This window comes from Vibrio sp. 2304, from assembly GCF_033339475.1.
Classification (GTDB): Bacteria; Pseudomonadota; Gammaproteobacteria; order Enterobacterales; family Vibrionaceae; genus Vibrio; species Vibrio alginolyticus.
Genome location: NZ_JAWOUQ010000150.1, coordinates 1 through 511, shown reverse-complemented (window position 1 = coordinate 511; position 511 = coordinate 1). Strand labels below are relative to the sequence as shown.

Annotated in this window: 1 protein-coding gene; it reads left to right on the top strand. The window is 56.0% G+C overall.

Annotation, left to right across the window (positions count from 1 at the left end):
* Nucleotides 1–2: 2 nt before the first annotated feature.
* A partial coding sequence (locus R7P64_RS24735; protein ID WP_318124289.1) for a RecQ family ATP-dependent DNA helicase occupies nucleotides 3–511 on the top strand: 509 nt, incomplete at its 3' end.

Genomic DNA, 511 nt, shown 5'->3' with positions numbered 1-511 from the left:
TTTTGCAAGAAACCTTTGGCTACCAACAGTTTCGCCCTGGTCAGGAAGAAATCATTGATACCGTGCTCTCTGGTCGCGACTGCCTGGTCGTTATGCCGACCGGCGGCGGTAAATCCCTGTGCTATCAAATTCCCGCATTATTGCTAAACGGACTCACCGTTGTTGTTTCTCCGCTGATTTCCTTGATGAAGGATCAGGTCGATCAACTGCTGGCCAACGGCGTGGCGGCGGCGTGCCTTAACTCTACTCAAAGTCGTGAGCAGCAGCTTGAGGTGATGGCAGGCTGTCGTACAGGACAGATTCGCTTACTGTACATTGCGCCCGAACGCCTGATGCTGGATAACTTCCTTGAGCATCTGGCGCACTGGAATCCGGTGCTGCTGGCGGTTGATGAAGCGCACTGTATTTCGCAGTGGGGGCATGATTTCCGCCCCGAATACGCGGCGCTGGGCCAGTTGCGCCAACGTTTCCCAACCCTGCCGTTTGTGGCGCTGACCGCGACCGCGGATGA